Raw genomic sequence first — 19,830 nt, 5'->3', positions numbered from 1 at the left:
TAGTACGTGATTTCTTGTCTTATTAACCCGTAGCAACAAGTGTACACCCAGATGGGCAACCACAATTCACTTTGTGCCCCTCCAGTGCAACCGCTTTACCCTGTATCATCGTCAGTGGAGAACCTTCAGCAATATCGCCTGTGCTTTTGCAGGCCGGGCAAAACACGCTGTCACCAACACAGGCAACCGGTTCCCCCTGCTTGGTTAGCCCTGAACCTGTTAGTACGGTGCCGCTTGTGTTTGTAGTGTCGCCTTTCAGGATAATTTTTTTACCGTCAATGGTTGCCCGCATTTTGCTGTACCTCAAGTTCCCTTAGATCTTTCATGTCATCATGCTCAATCTGACGCACCAAACGCCATACGGTTGTGCCGGGCGTATTACCTTCAACATCAGGGGCAATATCACCTTGCAGAATGATGTTTTCCAACCCTTCACGCCCTTTGGTTGTCCAGTAACCATCGACTCTGGCGGGTTCGCCTGCCATCAGCGGGTCAACCTGTAAGGGACCACGATCATAACGGGCATACCAGAGGGCACTGGTTTTACCGGTGAAATGGCCTTCACCATAAAAATGGAGAGAATCCCCCTCTTTCATGATATAGCGAATCGGTCGGATTAATTCATTAATGGCAAAATAACTTTCAGGCACACTGGCAGGTAGTGGGGTTAAGTCGGGATATTCGCTGGCACGGATAATCAACCCATTACCATATTCAGTAATGGTAATATCAGGATAAGCGGACAACTTTTTCCTTACCCATTGTTCTCCACCCAATCGCTTGATAAATCGGTGTGACAGTAAGGTAAGCCAGCCTATACTGCGTACCGAGTTATAATATTCATGTGCCCATGAATGAACTATTGCATTAACCTGCATGGCAGGATAACGAATGGCAAGCTGGTATTCCTGTGGCATATAAAGATGATAATCTCTGGGTAAGGCAAGTGTATAACCACATTCCCCATGATCGGGATTGAGTTGCCCGCAAAGAAATGCCAGCCATTCATTAAACTCAGTTTGCCCTTCGTCTGTAGCCAATACATTCCACGGTAATACCAAACATAAATAAGAACTCGCGTTACTGCCTACTGTTTCCCACGAATCAAGATAACGCATAATATATTGAGGTGCTTCAGTAGCATTTTTTGCATCACTGACATACCAACCACATATCTTATTGCCAACGAAAGGTCCGTTATCTGCCTTCAAAATTAACTGTTCTACTTTTTCGATATTTTCGGTTGAATATTTTTTCAACCCATCAAATTCATGGGTATGGAATCTTAACTTATCACCGTACATGTCCCGAAAGCGGCGATAACAGGCTAAAATCCGTTCTTTTTTTTCACGGGTATAACCTTGTTTAAAAAACAACGTGATAGCCAACCCTAAACGGGTGACGGTAATATCTCGTTCACTTTGCAGGGTAAATCCCGTTAATTGTGCCTTGATATGCTCAAAATAGGCTTCTTTATTCATAATAATCATTTTTCCTTATGATGCGGTTGCCGCTGTTAATGCGGTAATCCCCGCCACTGCTGCTGTCAGGGTCGCCCATATCGCGGCTGCGACACCACCGGCAACGCTACCCACCCAGATAATTAAACCCGCCAACAAAACTATAGCGGCAACAACGACAATGGTTTCAATAATAGTAATGATTTTTTCCCCTATTTTTACCATTAACTGAATTGTACCATTGCCCAGATCAGCAGCTATCTGATACCAATCGACCTGTTTCAATGCGTCTATCGTCAAGTCGGTATATTTGTATACTGTTTCCATGGCTTCCTTGATTTTAGCTTCGGTGAGACGAACGATTTCCCCTGTTTTTTCACTGACCCAATGAATGGCATAACTCAGCTTTTTTGTTACCGGATCGATAATTTCATCCGCTATCCATTGCCCTGATTCACGAAACCAGGCACCACAAGCCGCCAGTGCTGCACGCGTCTTATCACTCAGGTAATTGAACCCACTGGCCGTTAAATCCCATGTCCATTCCCAGCTACGGACAATCATATCTTTGGTATAGGTAAAGCCGTCTTTCACCCATTGAACACCCTGACTATAGTATTCTGTGACCCGTTCCCCAAATGAGGATTCACTAGGCGGCGTAATTAACGGCGGAACAGTTTGATCATGCGATAAAGCCATCCAAATACTGAAAACAGGCTTATGTTGCCACGGTTTTTCACTCACCAGCGGGAGATTTTGTGGTATATACCGGGCTATTTCAGGATGAGTAGGAATAGGTAATGGTACAGGTGTCGTATTTCCGCTAGCAACCGGCGGAAAAAGACGACCAAATAAGGCCACATGTTTCCTGATATTGTCCATTTCTGCCGCTTTGGCTTCTTCCGAAAGCGTTTCCCATTCCTTTGAACCACGATTATCTTCAACCACAAAAATACCAAAGCGTTCTCTGGTGGCAATGAGGGGATAATCCATTTCCTGTCCTTCTGACATGGAGTCTCCCGGAAATTTCACCTCAATTAATATCTTCAGGTTGTCGGGGTGCGCAGAGCCATCAAGATACTCTGCATCACGCCCCGGCCATCTTATTTGCTGATTTTTGACCAGAATAATATCGGGCCGCCGGAAACCAGTAATGCCGTGTTTAATAATGTTTTGTGCAGACAAATTGGGAAACCAGCTTTCAGAGTGGGGAAGATTGCCGGAATAGCGTTCCTTTTTGTCTGCACTGGCTGTCAGTTTAGGCAATGGCGTCCTGTTCCCTCTCATATAAAAAGTCACTTCAGCTTTATAGGGCCACAGCCAGTCATACACCTTTTCCTCTATTTTAATAAACTGGCTCATCGCGGCCTGTTTGAGAGAAAAAATGCCCTTTTTACCGATAGCTATCTTCGGTGCCCAAATAGCCAAAGCGGCTTTTTTTGCCAGATAACATTGATCTTCATCTTTCGGAAATTCAATGCGCTCCATTCGGCAATGCACTGAGGTAATAGCAGGGCACATTCCACCCGGTTTTAATTGTTGGGTCATTTTGATTCCTCCTTAAATTCCATCACATAATCCACGGGCTGATTATTACCAACGTGGTACAGCGTTTTGGTTTTTTTCTTTTTCTGCGCTTCCGGGAGACTGAATTCCAAAGTATCCGCTTGTTGGGTCTGCACGATGGCAGTACGCCCTGCGGCATCCGTACGGCCGGACACGATGCCTGATGGGGTTTTTATCTGGTACAGGGTATGGGGCAGCGGTTTATTTTCGTTTTTGCTGTTGGTCAGGATATAACGCCCGGAATAATCAAACAGTGCCTGAGCACCGGCTTTTCCTGCTGCGTGTTCGGTCATGGAAATGGACGTACCCGAAATCGTAATTGCTCCTGTCGGATCGATAATAATTTGACCACCTGAATTACCGATGGTGATTTGGCCGCTTTGAGATTGCAGCACAATGTGTTTACCGACACGCACTTCCTGATTATCAGTCACTTCCAATAACTGGCTTTTACCTATTTTGACGCTTTGCTGCCCGGTAATGGTACTGGACTGGTTTTTCTCAACCCACAGTGTTTGACTGCCGCTGACAGACTCATCATCGTCCAGTTTAATGGTGGTCTGGCGGCTGCGTTGAATTTCCTCAAACTGATCCCGCATCACGGTTAATTTCTGGTCTTGGCCAATGCGTTCTTCATGATCCCTGTCCACATGAGTGGTACGATTGTTCAGCACCTTGGTATTCATATCCTTCTGGGCGTGGATATAAATCTCTTCACTGCCTTTGGCATCCTCAAAACGCAGCTCGTTAAAGCCTTCACCTTTATGCGTTTTAGTTTTAAAGGTGGTGCAGGTTTTTTGACCCGGTAAATCCAGCGGCGGGCTGTTACGGCCATTGTAGTTGCAGCCAGTCACAATCGGTCGGTCAATATCGCCGTTCAGGTATGAGATAATCACTTCCTGCCCGATACGGGGAACTGCCATAAAACCAAAGTTGTTGCCGTTCCAGCCCTGCGCCACCCGCACCCAACAGGATGAACCGTCACCGGGTTTATCGTAACGGTTCCAGTGAAAATGAACCTTAATGGCCCCTAATTCATTAGTGAATATCTCTTCGCCTTCCGGCCCGACAACAGTGGCCAGCTCGTCACCGTCTGCCAACGGCTTATAGTGATACGGTGGCCGCCAGTCATCAAAGCCGGGGATAAAGGTCATATCGCTGGTTAATGTGGTGCCTTCGCCTCCCGTTCCGGCCGCTTGTGGTTGAGCGCCATGATGCGTGATGCTCACCACCTGCCAGCGGTCATTCATCGTTTCAGACGGATGAGCACTCAGGGTAAAGATTTTACCCGGCCGTAATTGAATGCAGTTAGACTGTGCCGAACCCAGTTTACTTTCGCTGTTCAACTGGTTAAGGCGGATTTTACCAAAGGGCTGTCCCTCTTTACTCCATTGAAAACGCCCGTAACTTTCAAAAACGGAATGCCCGCTGCTGGGTTCTACGTTGGCTTGGGTTTGCATCGGCTGGGAAGGACGCAGGTAGTTGTAATCTTTGTGAATAAACTCATCCGGGCATAAATATTCGCCATACTGCCACTGCCAGACAGTAGAGTCAGTATCATCCGTGTTGGGTTGACCGTTGTAGACCAAAGGTAAGGCGGCCGTCATGCCGAGGTGAGAATTGCTGTAAAACATCTGGTTTTCCTCAAACCAGAAAATAATCCCTTCTTCCGCCGCTAGCCGGCACCAGAAATCGTAGGCTGATTCCCGTTTCTGGGTAATGTAGTCGCGGGGCGCATGATAACCGGCGCTATCATAGAACTTGCTGTCAGCTTTTACCCGGTGCTCTCCCAGCAATTTTTTCAAAATATCCGGTACGGAGAGATGCTGATAAATACGGTTGTCCTGATTGAGCGTCATCCGCCACATTTCAGGACGCAAGGTAAAAGTGTAACCCGTCTGTTTTCCGTCAGTATTACCCTGTACTGCACCTGCAACGATACCATTGACCGTCCGTTCCACCACACCATTACGCTTGATGGTCAGTGAGGCTTCCTGGTTAAGCTGCTCACCCAGAGGGATATTATTGACGGCGCTGACCACCGTCAGATTAAGTTGAAAAAGCTGAGATAAATGCTCCCGCAGAGTGAAGTTAACCACCTGAAAGGTCGTTGGCGGGAGTCGACCGATTTGGCAGGTAAAAACCAAACCATCCATAACCGTATTTCCTTATTGTTACATTAACGGGCGATATCCCTGTATGGGATAACGTGAGAAACCATAATATTTTCCCGCCGTGGTGCGACAGGTCACTAACATGTGCATATCCTGTGTCAGGCAAAATGGCAGAAACTGGGATACGCTATGGGCAAACATGAAAGCCTCCCCTTCATGAGGGTAGGTGCTGTCATCCAGCATCAGTTCAATAAACAGACAGCGGTGGGGTACGCCCTTAATCAGCCAGTCGCTCGTTTTCGAATGCACGGAAACAATGCCATCAATCCTGCGGCGCAGTGCCCGGCTCCGGTTTCGGTCTGTTTCAGTATAAAAGTCATAACCGCGCAATAGCTCTTTGAGCATGTCAGCAAAATGCAGCAAAAATGGGCTGGCCGAATAATGTGACAATAACGTCCAGTAGCGGTGACTGTCGGTGAGCGGCGGATAGGGCGACGAAGGGGGCGTCAGGTTTTTGATTTGTACATTATCAGGGAGGGTTTCGTCCGCATAACACCTCTCACCAGCCATTAATGGCTCTGGCTGAAGCCCGAATGTTGCCACCTGACAGATAAATTTTCGCACCGGAGGCTGTGTCATGAATTGCCCCCGACTGTCCCGGAAAACCAGATCGTATTGCAACCGGCCTAACGCATCTTCCCCCATTTCCAGTGAATAGAACCAAACCTGTTCGTCATCCAAATAGCGATCCATGCCGGTCAGCAAGCGATCGGGATAGAAACGGAAAGACTCGCCCCGATCGTGCTCTTCATCCGGCTCTTTTTCCAGCGCGATGCCTAGCACATCCAGTACACCCTGTGAAGGTGATAAGGGTAAGCGATAACGTGCAGTCTCTGACTTAAACGGCACGGTTAATTGTGTTATTTTCCGATTGACCACGGGCACACAATGCAGGTGAAACGCTGCCGTTATCTGCGTTTCAGACACGGCCAATTCACATCTGAGTTTGATTACAATAGTAAATTCACGGATTTCTGTCATTAATAAATGGCTTCGCATCGTCGTCGGCAAAACCAATGTGATGAAGTGATGAACATGGGGCAGATAAAGTGACTCTACTAGCATTTGTGGTGCCCAGTTTCCCGCCCGCTGTGGCTGGGACAAAATAAGCCTGGAAGTGCCCTGCAAGGGTTCCAAACGCAAACCTTCCATTGGGTAAGGGGAATTTTCTCGGTATAACTTAATGTTATAAGCCTCTTGTGTCAGTGCCAGCATCAGGGTATCTGCGACGGTTTCATCAGCACTGAGAAACAGGCTGATGGGTTTGATTGCCCAACGGTCACCTTTGCCTGTATACCGGAATGTCAGGGTAATCTGTGTTTCTTGTGCCTGATGATGAAGTTCCCGCTGAATCAGTGTCAGAGGCTCGATATCACAGGAGCGACAGCTCATGAATGGTGTGCCGTTTTCTGTGGTAATTTTACTGCCTGCCGGCACGGAATAAGCATTATCTGTCCCCTGAACGCTATCCAGTTGCATCACACTGGTTGTGGGTAAACCTTTTATTGTCTGCGAGTGTAAGCGTTGCAGTAACGGTTGGGTGTATTCAGGCAATCCGTCGTCAATTTTTTGGCGCAGACGGGCTGTCAAAAAGGCCGAACCTTCATTGGCTCTTTCCACATCCGGATCGTGTCCACTGAGGATATCCGCCAGATGTGGTTTTTCCTCTCGTACCAGTTTTTGTAATGCGCGGAGATACTCAATCTCGTGTTGAAAGTATTGTTCAAATGATTTCACACCGTTTTCCTTTTCGATATTCAATAAACTCGGCCGGTTCACAATGGCACAACTTGTTTAAACCCCTCTTACCAGGCACGGATACTCACTATGTTTTTTATCTTTTCCTCATATGTCTGTTTTGATGAATTATTCATCGCTATTCTATCGGAAAAATTTATATATATTGGGGCATTGATAACGGTTAATGGCGTATTTTACGGAACTATCTGTTAAATTTACTTTATGGAAGGTTGTTTTTGTGATTGGGGACACGTCTTGATAAATGGCTATCAGAATTCCAGGCCAAAACCTCAAATAAGAAAAGTCTTAGTTTGAAGTGCATTCACTTTTTTTACTTTTGCAAAAACTAATTAATTACTGACATCAATAATACGTTTCTTCAGGCTATACCGATATTTTGTCAGACGGGAAATGGCTTATGAAGAAACTGAACTTATTGCTTTATATGGGGTTAGTATTGCCTTTATCTGCTAATGCCAAAACGGTGATTTATACTGACAGCCAACATCCTCCCGTCAATCTTTCCCCTGATACACAGGTAGTCTGGCTGGATACAGCTGAACAACAGCAGAAGAAAATCTTCTCTCAACTTTCTGCTGACCCTCAACAAGCTGCGGTACAGGCACAAGCTATTCTGCAATCTTCCCAATGGTTCCAGCAGGAACAACAAATTATCAACGCTTATCGTGCCGTTGTTGAAGCCTGGCAATTAGGTGTGCGCAAGTACCCTGCCGTGGTCTTTGATGACCGGGATGTCGTGTATGGCACGGCGGATGTGGCAAAAGCGAGTGCCCTCAGGGAGCAGCGCCAGCCATGAAGACACCCCGCCTTGCTTTTCCTGTTGTCATCACTCTGGTTGCTGCGTTTGTTCCCTTTGCGCAGGCTTCCCTCAACACCGCTCAGATTGTGGCCAGCAGTCTCTCACCCGCCTGTATTCAGTGGCGGGTCAGCGGCATTTGTTACTGGCTGTTTTGTTCCTGGCATGGTTGCACGGTAAAAACCTCGGTTAAAGTCACCCACTATCTTCCCGAAGCGGTCGTGTCCACCTATCACTCCCCTGGCGGCAATCCGTGGTCAGAAATGGCCCAGGTCAGCCGGTTATCCGGCGGGCTGGAAAATGCCGTCACCGGGGCGTTATCTCACCTGACTGTCGGCGGCGGCAACCATAATAGCCAGATTTCAGGCCAGCGCCGTACCAGCCTGCGTTTCAAATACGCGGATGCCATTGGGCATCCCGCTACCAGTCTGATTGGCGGACAAATCCCCGGTTATTCTTGCCGCAGTGCGGCCACCCCGTTGATACCTTATTTTCTCAGTACACTGGATACCGTCGCGTGGCGCACCGGGTTGCCGGAGTCGTTCTACCCGGAAGCGCTTATTCCCGGTCAGCGGGAGCTGGGCAGCCAGATGGCCGGCAATCTGTGGGGCACTGTTTACCCGCGTTCAGGGTTTGTTAATCAGACTGATGATGACAAAGCGTCTGCCGTGGTGGTGCAGCGGGTGGCGGATATTATCACCCGCGCTGGGCAGCCGCATGTTTATCAGGCATTAAAAGGTCAACGCGCTGACGGTTATTGGCCACCCGAGCCGGTGACAGAAAACACCGGCACCCAAAATCACCAGTGGCAGCGGTTATCACCCCGGTTAAGCCCGTCCTGCGCGGTGTTTCCTGACGGAGAGCATACGGCTGCGGTCAATGGCAATCAGGCGTATGCCCTGTGGCAACCCTACAGCTGTTGTCAGCGTCGGGGACAGCGCTTTTTGGGCAGTACCGATATTTAAAAAGGAGTTTTTATGCCGAAAAGAAAAGCGTTATGGCTAATGACCTGCGTGCTGGCCGGTGGGGTAGCGCAAACGGGATGGGCTGAAAACGGGTTGACGGTTTCTCTGCCCCAGGTCAATCGCGGTGCCCTGGGTTATGGTGCTGATGTTTCCGGTGCTGTCTCCGATACCCTGTTTTATACCCTCGGTGGCGGCTCGGTGATTTCACAGCCGGCGACCCGCCGTTCCCTGACCCAACTGGGCGGACTGGAACTCGGCTGGAGTTCCGATTTGATGTGCGGCAATTTTGATTTAAAAACTACGGTTGGCAACCAGCTAAACGGCATTACCGCCGGGTTTAAGAACCTGATGAGTGAGGTGATCCAAGGGGCCACCGGCGCGGTGGCGAGTTTACCTGCCATGATCATTCAGCGCGCCAATCCGGGTCTCTATGACATGCTGACCAATGGGGTCTTGCAGGCCAATGTGGCGTTCGACAAGGCCCAGTTTAATTGCCAGAACATGGCCAAACGGATGATGGATTTTGCGCAAAACAGTAAATGGACGCAATCGGCCGCGATGCAGGAATACAAAACGCAGGTGAACAGTGGGGATGCGGATGCAGTGAGGGTGAATAATGCCGGCAGTAAATCGACCGGCACAGGCGGGCACCAGTGGATTGGCGGGAAGAAACAGGGGGGCAAGGGACAGAGCGCTATCCGGCCCACCCGTGATTTAGCCAGCGCAGGGTTTAATATGATGAATCATCTGCCGGTACTGAGCCAGTCGTCAGTCAGTACCAAACAGTGTGATGGCGGTGCCTGTCGCCAATTTCAGAATGCCACCGAAGCGGCGGAGGCTGTGGTGAAAGTGCTGGGCGACCGGGCTATCCGTACCTGTGCTAATGCCGCGGAATGCACCAGCGGCGGGGCGTCCCAGCAACCGGGCGTGACGGTGGCCGGCACCGGCTTTGCGCCGATGCTGGAAGAGAACACCAAAGCCAATATTGAACAGCTGGTGAAACTCCTCAATGGCACGGAAAAATCGACCGCCGCCAATCTGGCCAAACTGAAAACCGGCAGTCTGGCCGTGACCAAAGGGGTCATTCAGGCATTGCAGCGAGACCCGGACAGTGCCGCGTTGACTGCGCGTCTGGCGGGGGAACTGGCGATGGCTGAGACCACCGAGACGGCATTGCTGATGCGGCGAATGTTAATCACCGGCATGTCAGAACCCAATGCCGCTGCCCAGCCGGAAGCCCTGGCCGAAGGGGAACGACGGATTGATGCCCTGGATCGGGAAATTAATGCGCTGAAAAATGAAATGTGGCTGAAACGGGAACTGTCGCGTAACGCCATCCTGACCATTATTGAACGGGAAAACCGTCGCATTGAAGCCCATCCCCAAAAGCAAGTGCCGGACAGTACTGATGCGCGTTTTTATCAGCTGGAAGTGCCCCACAGTGAACGGCGGTAAGGTGATATGGCAGCGATGATCCCCACATTGAGAAAAGGTGTTGTGCGATTACTGATTATCGCTTTGGTGATGGTTATCAGTTTAGCAATAGGCTGGGCCGGGCTGCATCAGGCCGAAAAATTCACTGAGATGTACCATTGGGTGATTGAAACTAAGGGATTTTGGTTAGTCTGGCGATTATGCCTGTATGCCGTGCTGGGCTGGGGTAGCTGGAAAATCGGGCAAAGGACAACACACCAGCCGGAATACCGTGCCACGTTGATACGCATGATGGTAGTCAGCCTGCTGTTTATTGTGCTGGGTGAATATGCCCTGTCAGGTTCGATTGAGGGAATATCATGACCACCAACAGCTATCTGGAATACTTTCTGACCCTGCTTGGCTGGGTGGTCAATAACGGGTTATGGCAAATTCTGATTGCGACGGGGCTGTTTACCCTGCCTCTGGTGATAAAGGTGATTGCGGTCTGGCTGAAAGTGAGAGAGTGTGGCGAAGAGGAGGGCCGTGGTGGATTGCAGTCACTGGCCCGGATCGAAAATACCCTGTACGGTGCCTTCTTCGTTATGGTGGTGTGTTGTGTGCCGCTGGTGAATGTCAGCCTCAGTATCCTTCAGTATGACCCGTCCCGCGCCAAAAGTTGCGGCACCTGGACACCTCAGGCACCGGACAAAAGTGGCTATGCACCGGTGATCTCCAGCCTGAATAATCAGACGGCGGCAGTGCCCCTCTGGTGGGCGGTGGTACACCGACTGTCAAAAGGATTGACGCAAGCAGCGGTAGCCGCCATTCCCTGCCGGCCGGATTTAAGGCAGCTGCGTTTTGAAGTACAGCATACCCGTATCAGTCACCCGGCACTGGCGGCGGAATTGCAGGATTTCACTAATGACTGTTATGCCCTGGCTTTGTACCAGTGGAAACAACGGGATCAGGGGCAAACCACCGACGACACCAGGCTGAATGATATCAACTGGCTGGGCAGCCGCACGTTTTTAGCCGGTGATTATAATACGCTGCAATCCCGAACGCCCCGTACCTATTTCCCGTGGAGTGAGAGCCGGGACAGTGGGCGGCCGTATACCGGGCAGGGCGGTTATCCCACTTGCAAAGCCTGGTGGTCAGCCGCCAAAACCGGGCTGAAAGACCGGGTACTGGCGCAGGCCGATCCGGGATTATGGCTGCGTTTGTCGGCGGCACTCAAAATGCTGGGCAAAGAAACCCGGGAATATAAAGAAGCGGTGATCCGCCGTCTGGTCAGCCCGGTAAATCTGACGGTGTCTCAGGAAGGTTATGTGTATGCGGGCTATGGGGGTAACGCGGATTTTACGGTCTGGGACGGTTCCAACCGGGTCGGAGCAGCTGCGGGGACGATATTAGGGGGATTGATCAGTGCCCCAATGTTTGATGCGGTGCGACAGGCACTGCCCATGATGCAGGCGGTGATCCTGATGGCGTTGTATATTCTGATCCCGTTGATCCTGCTGTTTGCCGCCTATGAATTTAAGACGGTACTCACACTGACGTTCGCCCTATTTTCTTTGAATTTTCTGACCTTCTGGTGGGAAACCGCCCGCTGGCTGGACAGCTATTTACTGGACGCCTTGTATGGCTCAGACACCCACAGTTTGTTGAATCTGGCAGGGTTTCAGAATACCTCGGATGATTTGATTATGGGGCTGGTGATGGGCATGTTGTTTATTGTGCTGCCGATGGTCTGGCTGGGCGCATTGGCCTGGGCAGGGGTGCGAATGGGCGATATGGCAGGCATGATGAGTCAGGGCGTGGGGCAGGTCAGGCAGTCAGCCGGCATGTTCGGGCAAATGGTGATGCAGAAGATGTTGTCCAGAGGAAAGTAGTCAAATAAATGTTTAAAACTTAAGGGATAGAACACTATCCCTTAAGAATAGTTTGAATTTATGTGAGCTTGATTTTTTCCTCCTGTTTAACCTGTTCATAGTTGTTTCGATAACTAATATAAGTATATTGTCGCATTATTGTGTTAATTTATGGCCTTCTAAAGTTAGAGTTTTCATTCACATAATTAGCGAAATATTCATGATCTATGTCACAAAAAAGTAAATTATTTAATGCCATTTCATTCAGTGTATCTTATATTAAAGACGTATACTGACATGTTCTATCACATCAATATCCTCGTTTCTGGTAGTAGACGATTTTAATAATTTGTAGAAGCCACAGTGGTCGCAACCATTGTGGCTTCGTTAATTATTATAATGAAAATCAATAATTCGTAAAAATAGTTATCCAATTTTCGAATTTGGTTAGATGTCTTATTTAAATGACCCTATAAAATTACGAATCACGCTCAAGCTCTGTGTGTTGCGCTGAGTATGAAATTTAATGTATTGCAATTAGAAAAGATAACTTAACCAAAGAGTTCAGTGTGTTTTTAAAACTTATACCTAACGGATTTAACTTAAATGTTAAGTTTACTTTTTTCGTTATTGAATTAATAATGAAAATAGTTAAATTAGAGCTCATTTAAGTGTTATAAAATGGATTAGAGAAAGCAATGAACGACACCGATGAAAACGATAACAGCAAGAAAAATAAAAAATATGCTAATTATTTTATTCCTTACAAAACTACGTATGATTTACGTTTAAGTAAAAGGGAACCAAATTTAATAAACATACTTATGCAGATTCAAGGTTATGAATATGGCTTTTTTACCGTATTAGGTGTCCTCCCATTATCTCAACGGAGTGACAGAAAAAACAGTGCTATCTATGTAGTTAGGTGTCGGTGTGGTAAATATGCAGTCAGGACATTAAAAGCAATCAAAAACCCGAGTAACGTTAATGACATGTGTGAACATTGCCATCACCTATTTAATCTCAGGCGTAGAGAAATTTTTCGCACGACAGGAAAAGATGTGGATTTGTCAGAATTAACAAGAGTTAAATGTAAAAATCTTTTAGAAATTAAAGAATAAGGAAACAGTGTCGCATTTTGGAATAATTGAGCTCTCGGGGGGCACCTTACTTGGGGAGCATAAATACCAGCGTACATCACAGTGGGGAGGTTGTTCGCATTCTAAAAAAACTCTGCTCACGATGTGTAACAATGCTCCCACTGGATGAGGATGGGAGCACACTGGTTTAGCTGCTTTTTAATGGTTATTAAATTGTAAAATAAAGAAAAAAATGACCATGAAATTGGAGAAGGTGTCTATTTTATTATTAGTGAAAATTATATTCCTTATCATATATTTTAACTCATTTATGTTTTGTTTATTTTTTGTTGAATAGTAAGGATGTAAAATTATCTTGTACCAAGGGGTTTCGACTATATAAGCAATTCAAATATTAAAGGCATTGATTATGGAGTTTATTGTGTTCTCAATTCTTTATGACAACACAAAAATTAGCTAATCTTAATTATAAAATATTAAGATAATATGAGGTCTGAAAAACTGTACTAAATCAATCATCTATAATGTTTTTGAAATTGGAATTTTGAATTTTAAAATCTAAGGTATTATGTCATACAAATTCAACCTGAATGAGAGAAAGGGTTATTCACGAAAATTTCTAAGTTTATTTTTTGTCATAACAAATTAATGAGTTTTGTTTTAAGGCATTAGAATATTTGGATTTTTTTAAAAGACTGTTAACCATTGGCGGCCAGGATAGATGACTTTAAACGACATTAGAACTGATGTAAAGCTTGTCAGCATAAAAGATTTATACCCACATGAGGAAACAGATCCTATTAACTTCGCCGTATTGTTGGATAAAATTAATCAAGAAGGTCAATGGCGTATACCTCTGATTATAGACAGAGATACTGGAATTATTATGGACGGACACCACCGATATAATGTTGCTGCTATTTTAGGGTTCTCAGTTGTTCCGTGTTATGAGATGTCTTATTTATCAGAGAAAGTGATTATTCTTGACTGGAAAACAGGTGCTCCTTTTTGTTATAAAAGAATAATTGATTATGTTAAATCAGGCAGGGTTTTTCCTCCGAAGACAACTCGTCATTATTTTACTGAAATTTTTGATGCAGTAAGAATAAACTTAAATGAACTTTACTAATTAAATCTCAGGCAGAAAGCTAAGGGGAAATGGATGTTATCTTTTAAGAAAAACATTACCGATAATATGTCTGAGACACCGCTTGTTAATATTGAGAAGATTAACAGAGCATTAGGGACCAATGTTATCGTTAAGCTGGAAAAAAATAATCCCGGTGGAAGTATCAAAGACAGGGCTGCTATTTTTATTATAGAACAGGCCGAGAAAAGCGGATTTCTGAAACCAGGCGGGACGATTATTGAATCATCATCCGGGAATTTTGCCATTAGCCTTTCCATGATCGGGGCGGCAAAAGGTTACAGAGTCATTGCTTTAGTTGATCCTAAAGCCACGGAAACCAACAAAGCACTGATGAAAGCTTATGGCGCAGAGGTTATCACCGTTACGGAGCAAGACGATACTGGCTCCTATCATAAAACGAGAATTAAACTGGCAAATGAGCTGGCCAGAGAAATTCCCGGAAGTTACAGGCCTGATCAGTGTTTCAATGTGTTAAGTTCTGTCGCGCATTATCATACAACGGCAAGAGAGATCCATGCTCAAACAGGTGGAAACATTGCTGGCATCGTGTGTGCAGTCAGCACTGGTGGCCAGATTGGCGGCATTGCCGAATATTTCAGTAAACACCTGCCCGAAGCTAAAGTTATCTGTGTGGATGCATACGGTTCTTCCATTTTTGGCGGACCTGCTCACGCTTATAAAATTCCGGGGGTAGGGCTGGGCTGGACGCCGAGAAACATCAGCGATGTATCAAAAATTGATTATGTTTACCGTGCAAAAGATGAATCGGCTTATATAGCAGCAAGGTTATTGTGCCGTCATGAAGGAATTCTGGCAGGTGTTTCTTCAGGTGCGGTTTTATTGTCTGCACTGAATGTATCAAAGCGCCTGGGTAACAGTAAGCCCATAATTGCTGTTCTGGGCGACAGTGGTGAACGGTATCTGGATACCCTATTTAATGACAGATGGCTTGAAAGCAACAACATCGATACGGGGGTAGAATTTGAGAGGCTGTTGACCCTGACAGAATCAATGGAGGCGCCGGTTGAGTCCGGGAATATTGAAAGTAATTACAGAGATGATTTGATTAAGCTTCTTGAAGTGCCGACGACCACAATTACGCATTACAGTATGCTTGAGAAGTAATTCAGGATTGCCATGAAAAGTCATCTCATATTCTCTGTCAGTTTCTTTCTGTCATTTGTTAACTTTTTGATTTTCTATAGCTACCCCTTCAGGTTAGAAACGCTGGGTGTGGAAAATGGTGTGGCTGGTCTGGTTGTGGGAACAGCCACAATTTTTACGCTCATCATGCGGGTCATTTCAGGGATTGTTATTGACAAATTCCGGCTTAAACGGGCGATGTTAACCACTGCCATACTGTACAGTTTGTCTCTGCTTCTCATCAACGGCGACTGGGAATTTACTGTTATAGCAGGCCGGCTTGGCCTTGGTGGCTTGCTGGGCATTATGTCCACTCTGCTGATGTACTATACGTTAACAGTCAGTGATGACAGGGCTGAAAAATCAAGAAACGTCTCCATGTTCACCTTTTTTAATGCTCTGCCTACCTGCCTGGCGCCTTTTATCGCGTTGAAGATGGCTCAGATTTGGGGAGTCAACAGCGTTACAGTGCTTGCAGTTATTTTATTTTTCTTCTGTCTTCTGCTGGTGCTTCTTCTCGATATTCAGACGATATCAATCGGTGGTGGAGATGGTTCAACAGAAGAGGGATTCTCTGAAAGTCTTAGGTGTGTAATAGCGGATAAAAACGTGAGAGCTTCAATAATGGTTCTCTCCTTGATCTATGTTATCAGTGGTACGACGGTAACATTTTTACCTACCTATTTTCTGGAATCGGGAATGAATGATCCGTCGTGGTATTTTCTCGTGTTTACCCTATGCATGATGTTGCCACGATTACTTCTGAAAAAACATATGCCGCAGGACAGTATTTTTCCCTCCAGACTGTTGATGATCTGCGTTACGCTTGGCCTTGCCGGTAACCTTGCAAATTATCTTCTGACGAACAATCAATTTGTTCTCGTGGGAGCAGTATGTAACGGAATGACTCTCGGTATAATCTATCCCGTCGTTATGTCATACGTCGTTTGCTGCGTAGGTAGAAATCTTTCAGGAACGCTGTCCTCAGTAGTCGCTGCTGCTGCGGACTTGGGTGTCATTTTGTCAAATATCGGACTTGGCATCCTCAGCGTTTCAATCAGTGATGATATAGCCATGATGTTTCCGGTTATTGCTTCGGCTACCGCTTTACTTATTGTTTATTTAAGGATGATGGTGCAACCACGTAATATAAAAAGGAGAACTTCATGAAAAATGTACTGTTCTTGTCCGACTATGAAGATGAAATAGAATACCAGGCAGTGTTCGAAAAACTGTCCGCCTGGGATATCATCGGCATAACCGCAAAGCCGCGTGAAATAAGTGTCATAAATACTTTATCAGGTACAGAATTTTTTTTCCGTGGAGAGACTCTGCGTCCCGATCTGGTTGTTGGTTATGCCTATGAAGATGATTTATTGGCAGCAGTAAAATTGATGAAACTGTGGCAGATGTCAGGTGTCGCTGTACTCAATCACGGAAGCACATTGTTCTGCGGGCAAAATAAAGATCTTTCCTCGGCAATGCTGAACGCAGCAGAAGGAGTTAGGCACCTGCCTTATTTCAAATTTCCCTCTTTGCCTGCTGAAGAAGAAATGGAAAGTATCGGTTTTCCCCTCGTAGCCAAACCTGTTAATGGAGCCTGCGGGCGCGGCCTTTTCAAGCTCAATTCATATCAGGAACTGTCTGCTTGGGTTCGGCAAAACGAAAGATACCTTGATGATTATTACGTCCAGCCTTATATCCCGAAACTCAATAACGAAGATTACAGGGTTGTCGTTGTAAACCATGTGGCTTGCTATGCCTACTCACGTAGAGGGGCTAACGGCAGTTGGATTACTAATCTGATGAAAGAGGGTACAGGCAAGACCTTTACTGTGGATGCATTACCGGAAAACCTTATTGCGATGGCTGAAAAAAGCTCCCGTGCAGCAAATTCACTTTTCTGCGGCGTTGATGTGGCACTTGATGAGACAGGGATTCCTTTCATCATCGAGATCAACACTTGTCCTGCAATCAAAATCAGCCGTTATATTCCCGGCGCAGATACTCTCGTTGAACAGGCTTATGCAGAATTTATCCATCAGGAGCTTACCAAAAATGATCTGTAAATTTTTCTCTGATGATATAGAGAAGGAAGCAATGATTTTGTCCCTGATTGCCGGCTGGGCAAAATCTCGCGGCGGTGTCGATGTTTCTGTATTGCGTGAACATGGTGCGGTGCACTGCCTCTTTGCTCATGCTATTGGTAAAATTCCCCGCGAAAGAGAATCCTTTTACTGGAACTGCGAGAACATTGCGGATGATGCCGCAAAATTTAACGGTAACCAGGCCCACTTCCTGAGTATTTTCGGCGTGAGCAACAAAACTCACGAGAGCCTTCTTGCTGCAAATTACAAGGTTATAGCGCATGAAACTCATATGTACAGGTATCTTGATGCAGAAGAACCCGCAGTGAATGATACCGTTATTCGGGTTCGTACCCGTGAGCAGGCGGACTGGTATAACGATCAAAAAGGGACACTATTCATCAAACCGGTACATTTGAACGATCCGGATGTTTATGATTTTTATACTGAGTATGAAGGTATTATGACTTCCCACGCCAGAGCGATTCGTTCAGGTAACTACCTCGTGATTGATGACGTTCATACCAGACCGGAATACCAGAGAAAAGGACTGGCAACAACACTTCTTTCTGTGATCACTTCTGTTGCGTTATTGGAGAAATTAAGGGCATTGACACTGATATCCAGTAAAGCCGGTGTCCCGCTCTATCTCCATGATAACTATCAGTTGGGGCCATCTCTTACCGTTTACAGTTCACCAGACTAAAGCAGAGGACAGTTAATGAATATTATTGCTCTTGAAGCCCTGACATTCGGGCTTAGCCGCCTTGTGGATGCCGCAAAAAAGAATGGCTGTACTCTTACCCTCCTGACCCGTGATAAAACCGTCTATGACTATGAGCTTTCTCGCCTGGATACAGGGGCTATTAAGGTTATCGAAGTTGACACATTTTGTGATGATGCCGTCGCTGAAGTGATAAGAAAGGAAAAGGAAGTTACGGCCATTCTCAGCATGACAGACACCTGGAGTCTGCACTGTCTTACGATCAGTGAACGCCTTGGTCTACCTGGTCATAATCCTGATGTTATCCGCTTGATTAGGGACAAGTACCGACTGCGCAACCACCTTTTTAATGCAGGCTTGTCAGCAGGGAGAAGCAAACTGGTAGACCCGAATCAGTTTGATAGGGCAATAGTTGTTAAAGGGATAAACTACCCATGTATTGTGAAAGACACGGCAGGCACCGGCAGTCAGAACGTGTGGATTGCCTATGGAGAGGAAACGCTTCTCCAAATCTTGGATAACGCTTCCTCTGCTGTACTACGGGGACAAATAACCGTGGAACCCTTTTTTTCAGGAACACTGTACAGTCTGGAAACCCTCTCATGGCAGGGAGAAATCCGCGTCATTGCATTGACAAGCCGTATCATGTCGCCAGAGCCATTTTTTCGGGAAGAGGCGTTTTCGTCACCTGTTATGCTGGATGATCCTCAAAAAGCCGCATTGCAGCAATGGATAACCACCGTTTTTAATAGCGTAGGTTATGACAATGGCTTTGCTCACACCGAGTTTATGTCCACCGAAAATGGCTTTGAGATAATTGAAATAAATCCCCGGCTCGGTGGAGTCCAGATAGGTGAGGCGCTGTGTCAGTCGCTGGGAATTAACATTTATGAACCGTGGATTGAAATGGCGCTGAATAAGCGTCCAGTTTTGATGGATGCCCCATTGCCTTTATTAAAAGGAATTGGTCAGATAATTGTTTACGCCACTGAGATTGGCGAATTTTCTCATGTCGAAGGACTGGAAAGGCTAACTCATCATCCTGGTAAGCCAGTCTTTTATCCAACGGCTTACCCTGGAAAACGCATAAATACGATGGATGATCAACGCGCTAGCATCGGCATACTTTTTGCGGAAGGCAGTTCTTCTGAAACAGCCCTGTTCAACGTTTATGCCGCCAGAAACAAACTTCGGGTAGTAATGAAAGCTTGAATGTTTGCATAAGCTGGCAGAATAATTGACTTCTTGCCCCTCAACCGCTCGTTTAAGAAAGAGGCTTAATTGAGCGGTGTTATATCTTGCATCCTATTTATGCTACTAAGTATATGAGGGTAATGAAATATATAAAAAATTCACTTCATCTCATCTGAAATGAAAAGTAATGTAAACTACTTGTAGACGTTCATAAAATGAGTACCCCACAAGCTCATTGTGATCATGGGCAAAGGTAAAATTATTTTCATCAAAAAAATCATGGTACTTTCCTTCACTCCATCATCAAACAAAAATTTGACCTCACCCGACCCAATCGATAAAGTATTTAACTGTTACCAATGATCCATTGCCTGTAAGGATCAGCGTTGAGCGGCGAAGTAAAAACTCCCGTAGCCTGAAAGG

At 46.2% G+C, this 19,830-nt stretch carries 17 protein-coding genes; 12 read left to right on the top strand and 5 right to left on the bottom strand.

Annotation, left to right across the window (positions count from 1 at the left end; genetic code table 11):
* Nucleotides 1-22: 22 nt before the first annotated feature.
* From AAY47_RS08815 to AAY47_RS19955, 5 genes are read right to left on the bottom strand one after another with little or no spacing between them, the layout of a single operon-like run.
* Nucleotides 23-292, bottom strand: coding sequence for a PAAR domain-containing protein (locus AAY47_RS08815; RefSeq protein ID WP_047768936.1), 270 nt, complete (start codon nucleotides 290-292; stop codon nucleotides 23-25).
* Nucleotides 276-1,481, bottom strand: a complete 1,206-nt coding sequence (locus AAY47_RS08810) for a type VI immunity family protein (RefSeq protein ID WP_047768973.1) — start codon at nucleotides 1,479-1,481, stop codon at nucleotides 276-278. Before AAY47_RS08810 ends, AAY47_RS08815 begins: the two co-directional genes overlap by 17 nt.
* Before the next feature lie 15 nt (nucleotides 1,482-1,496).
* Complete coding sequence (locus tag AAY47_RS08805; RefSeq protein ID WP_047768934.1) at nucleotides 1,497-3,008, bottom strand: VRR-NUC domain-containing protein; 1,512 nt, start codon at nucleotides 3,006-3,008, stop codon at nucleotides 1,497-1,499.
* Entirely contained in the window at nucleotides 3,005-5,182 is a 2,178-nt protein-coding gene (locus AAY47_RS08800) for a type VI secretion system Vgr family protein (RefSeq protein WP_047768932.1), read from the bottom strand. The genes AAY47_RS08805 and AAY47_RS08800 overlap by 4 nt, the downstream gene beginning before the upstream one ends.
* Nucleotides 5,183-5,200: 18 nt before the next feature.
* A complete protein-coding gene (locus tag AAY47_RS19955; RefSeq protein ID WP_160300193.1) occupies nucleotides 5,201-6,937 on the bottom strand; it encodes a type VI secretion system baseplate subunit TssF in 1,737 nt (578 codons plus the stop codon).
* Nucleotides 6,938-7,358: 421 nt separating this feature from the next.
* Here AAY47_RS19955 and AAY47_RS08790 point away from each other — a divergent pair, with 421 nt between their 5' ends.
* From AAY47_RS08790 to AAY47_RS08735, 12 genes are all read left to right on the top strand, one after another.
* A complete protein-coding gene (locus AAY47_RS08790) occupies nucleotides 7,359-7,757 on the top strand; it encodes a TIGR03757 family integrating conjugative element protein (RefSeq protein ID WP_047768930.1) in 399 nt (132 codons plus the stop codon).
* Nucleotides 7,754-8,722, top strand: coding sequence for a TIGR03756 family integrating conjugative element protein (locus AAY47_RS08785; RefSeq protein WP_047768923.1), 969 nt, complete (start codon nucleotides 7,754-7,756; stop codon nucleotides 8,720-8,722). The genes AAY47_RS08790 and AAY47_RS08785 overlap by 4 nt, the downstream gene beginning before the upstream one ends.
* Before the next feature lie 39 nt (nucleotides 8,723-8,761).
* A complete protein-coding gene (locus AAY47_RS08780) occupies nucleotides 8,762-10,177 on the top strand; it encodes an integrating conjugative element protein (RefSeq protein ID WP_047768969.1) in 1,416 nt (471 codons plus the stop codon).
* A 6-nt stretch (nucleotides 10,178-10,183) separates the two neighbouring features.
* Nucleotides 10,184-10,519 (top strand): hypothetical protein, encoded by a 336-nt coding sequence (locus AAY47_RS08775; protein WP_047768921.1) that lies wholly within the window; start codon nucleotides 10,184-10,186, stop codon nucleotides 10,517-10,519.
* Nucleotides 10,516-12,030: a conjugal transfer protein TraG N-terminal domain-containing protein gene (locus tag AAY47_RS08770; RefSeq protein ID WP_047768919.1), complete on the top strand. Its 1,515-nt coding sequence runs from the start codon at nucleotides 10,516-10,518 to the stop codon at nucleotides 12,028-12,030. Before AAY47_RS08775 ends, AAY47_RS08770 begins: the two co-directional genes overlap by 4 nt.
* Before the next feature lie 677 nt (nucleotides 12,031-12,707).
* A complete protein-coding gene (locus AAY47_RS08765) occupies nucleotides 12,708-13,130 on the top strand; it encodes a hypothetical protein (RefSeq protein WP_047768918.1) in 423 nt (140 codons plus the stop codon).
* A gap of 700 nt (nucleotides 13,131-13,830) precedes the next feature.
* Entirely contained in the window at nucleotides 13,831-14,238 is a 408-nt protein-coding gene (locus tag AAY47_RS08760; protein ID WP_053014234.1) for a hypothetical protein, read from the top strand.
* A gap of 33 nt (nucleotides 14,239-14,271) precedes the next feature.
* Entirely contained in the window at nucleotides 14,272-15,384 is a 1,113-nt protein-coding gene (locus tag AAY47_RS08755) for a cysteine synthase family protein (RefSeq protein ID WP_047768917.1), read from the top strand.
* A gap of 12 nt (nucleotides 15,385-15,396) precedes the next feature.
* Nucleotides 15,397-16,572, top strand: coding sequence for an MFS transporter (locus tag AAY47_RS08750; protein ID WP_047768916.1), 1,176 nt, complete (start codon nucleotides 15,397-15,399; stop codon nucleotides 16,570-16,572).
* Entirely contained in the window at nucleotides 16,569-17,471 is a 903-nt protein-coding gene (locus tag AAY47_RS08745) for an ATP-grasp domain-containing protein (protein WP_047768915.1), read from the top strand. Before AAY47_RS08750 ends, AAY47_RS08745 begins: the two co-directional genes overlap by 4 nt.
* Entirely contained in the window at nucleotides 17,461-18,195 is a 735-nt protein-coding gene (locus tag AAY47_RS08740) for a GNAT family N-acetyltransferase (protein WP_047768914.1), read from the top strand. Before AAY47_RS08745 ends, AAY47_RS08740 begins: the two co-directional genes overlap by 11 nt.
* Before the next feature lie 15 nt (nucleotides 18,196-18,210).
* Nucleotides 18,211-19,425, top strand: a complete 1,215-nt coding sequence (locus tag AAY47_RS08735; protein ID WP_047768913.1) for an ATP-grasp domain-containing protein — start codon at nucleotides 18,211-18,213, stop codon at nucleotides 19,423-19,425.
* The last annotated feature ends 405 nt before the right edge of the window (nucleotides 19,426-19,830 follow it).

Source organism: Xenorhabdus griffiniae (genome assembly GCF_001028135.1).
GTDB lineage: Bacteria > Pseudomonadota > Gammaproteobacteria > Enterobacterales > Enterobacteriaceae > Xenorhabdus > Xenorhabdus bakwenae.
This window is presented reverse-complemented; position numbering and strand designations above follow the sequence as displayed.

Coding starts and splice junctions, on each gene's coding strand:
- AAY47_RS08805 (WP_047768934.1), bottom strand. CDS start 3,008: ATGACCCAACAATTAAAACCGGGTGGAATGTGCCCTGCTATTACCTCA.
- AAY47_RS08760 (WP_053014234.1), top strand. CDS start 13,831: ATGACTTTAAACGACATTAGAACTGATGTAAAGCTTGTCAGCATAAAA.
- AAY47_RS08770 (WP_047768919.1), top strand. CDS start 10,516: ATGACCACCAACAGCTATCTGGAATACTTTCTGACCCTGCTTGGCTGG.
- AAY47_RS08765 (WP_047768918.1), top strand. CDS start 12,708: ATGAACGACACCGATGAAAACGATAACAGCAAGAAAAATAAAAAATAT.
- AAY47_RS08775 (WP_047768921.1), top strand. CDS start 10,184: ATGGCAGCGATGATCCCCACATTGAGAAAAGGTGTTGTGCGATTACTG.
- AAY47_RS08755 (WP_047768917.1), top strand. CDS start 14,272: ATGTTATCTTTTAAGAAAAACATTACCGATAATATGTCTGAGACACCG.
- AAY47_RS08750 (WP_047768916.1), top strand. CDS start 15,397: ATGAAAAGTCATCTCATATTCTCTGTCAGTTTCTTTCTGTCATTTGTT.
- AAY47_RS08800 (WP_047768932.1), bottom strand. CDS start 5,182: ATGGATGGTTTGGTTTTTACCTGCCAAATCGGTCGACTCCCGCCAACG.
- AAY47_RS08785 (WP_047768923.1), top strand. CDS start 7,754: ATGAAGACACCCCGCCTTGCTTTTCCTGTTGTCATCACTCTGGTTGCT.
- AAY47_RS08745 (WP_047768915.1), top strand. CDS start 16,569: ATGAAAAATGTACTGTTCTTGTCCGACTATGAAGATGAAATAGAATAC.
- AAY47_RS08740 (WP_047768914.1), top strand. CDS start 17,461: ATGATCTGTAAATTTTTCTCTGATGATATAGAGAAGGAAGCAATGATT.
- AAY47_RS08810 (WP_047768973.1), bottom strand. CDS start 1,481: ATGAATAAAGAAGCCTATTTTGAGCATATCAAGGCACAATTAACGGGA.
- AAY47_RS08815 (WP_047768936.1), bottom strand. CDS start 292: ATGCGGGCAACCATTGACGGTAAAAAAATTATCCTGAAAGGCGACACT.
- AAY47_RS08790 (WP_047768930.1), top strand. CDS start 7,359: ATGAAGAAACTGAACTTATTGCTTTATATGGGGTTAGTATTGCCTTTA.
- AAY47_RS08735 (WP_047768913.1), top strand. CDS start 18,211: ATGAATATTATTGCTCTTGAAGCCCTGACATTCGGGCTTAGCCGCCTT.
- AAY47_RS08780 (WP_047768969.1), top strand. CDS start 8,762: ATGACCTGCGTGCTGGCCGGTGGGGTAGCGCAAACGGGATGGGCTGAA.